This window comes from Candidatus Erwinia dacicola (assembly GCF_001756855.1).
GTDB classification, from domain to species: Bacteria; Pseudomonadota; Gammaproteobacteria; order Enterobacterales; family Enterobacteriaceae; genus Erwinia; species Erwinia dacicola.
This window is the reverse complement of record NZ_MAYS01000550.1, coordinates 1-1,211: the sequence shown is the minus strand read 5'-3', so window position 1 is coordinate 1,211 and position 1,211 is coordinate 1. Positions and strand designations below refer to the sequence as shown.

Here is a 1,211-nt window from a genome sequence, read left to right as displayed (position 1 = left end):
TCTAGGACAGCCCCTAAATTTATTAAGAACACACACATTCAACTCTAACAATTTTTCATTTGATATAGTCTGCAACCCCACACTTTCCATAATGCTTCTACCATGCAATTCAAAATCATATGAAACATAAGAGTGTTCTGAAACTTTAAAGTCAATGGCAAGAAAGCGAGAAGATGGAACACAACCATTGAAAACATACCAGGTTTTTTCTTTTGTATTTTTGCTTTTCATCCATCTAATTATTTCTTTATCAGTTAAGCTATCAAATTTAACCATGCCATCTATTGCAGCGTATTTTATCAATTCCCTCGGTTAATTCAGTAATCTCATGAATTTAACAAACGGATAAAGCCTTCCTGCTTCTTCAACCACTCACCATCTACTTTTATTCTTATAAGTTGTTTATTATTTAATTTTCTAGCGGGCGACTCAGTGAGAAATGGAGAGGCGCGTTTTAAAAACTCCAAATCCTTATCAGTCACAACCTCGGAACCATCACATAATCCGTATTCGTAAGGTAGAGGGGAAGACGTAAACCAAGGATACCCGTGTAATATTTTTCCATCGGCCAATGAAACATATCCTCGATTTATACTTTGAGAAGTAAGAATGCCATGTAGCATTGGCACACCAGTAAAATGATACAAATCCATAAACACCCCACTCTTAGATACAAACTAAAAAAATCAGATCACTCGCTTTGCTCATTTTTATAATACACTTGGGAAATATATCTGCCTCGTCCATCAGCATGCCCCAAATCCATTGATACCATCGCAAGCGTCTCTTTATGAGACATAGTATTCCCGTGAAATTTTGCAGCATCCTCTGCATAAGCATAGCGCAAACTATGTGGCGAATTTTTCCCCGTTAAACCGGCAGCCATTGCGACACGCCTGAACAGACCTATTGCCTGATGCAAATTGTGCTTATCAATAAGCTTACCGTTATTTTCGCCAGCCACTTTGATGGCGAAATTTATCGCATTCAACGTTTTTTCTCTGTCTATAACCGTAGTTTCCCTTAGGCGACCGCCCTCGGTGCCAAACACCACATTAACCCTTTCCTGGTTATTCTGGATAGCCTGCTTCCAGGACTTTAACGATTTAACTGACTGAACAGCCTCTTCCTCTCTCAACCCCAGGCACCGCGAAAGCTGCAATACTGCGGCTGTAGTGGCACACTGATACTGGCCACCTGATCGGAAGGTG

General features: G+C 40.2%; 2 protein-coding genes and 1 pseudogene. All 3 read right to left on the bottom strand.

Annotation, left to right across the window (positions count from 1 at the left end; genetic code table 11):
- Nucleotides 1–276, bottom strand: a pseudogene (locus tag BBW68_RS18525) (hypothetical protein); the annotation flags it as partial.
- A 50-nt stretch (nucleotides 277–326) separates the two neighbouring features.
- Complete coding sequence (locus tag BBW68_RS18520) at nucleotides 327–653, bottom strand: hypothetical protein (RefSeq protein WP_148127693.1); 327 nt, start codon at nucleotides 651–653, stop codon at nucleotides 327–329.
- Nucleotides 654–691: 38 nt separating this feature from the next.
- Nucleotides 692–1,211: integrase domain-containing protein (locus BBW68_RS13690; protein ID WP_186821345.1), on the bottom strand; the 520-nt coding region annotated here is incomplete at its 5' end.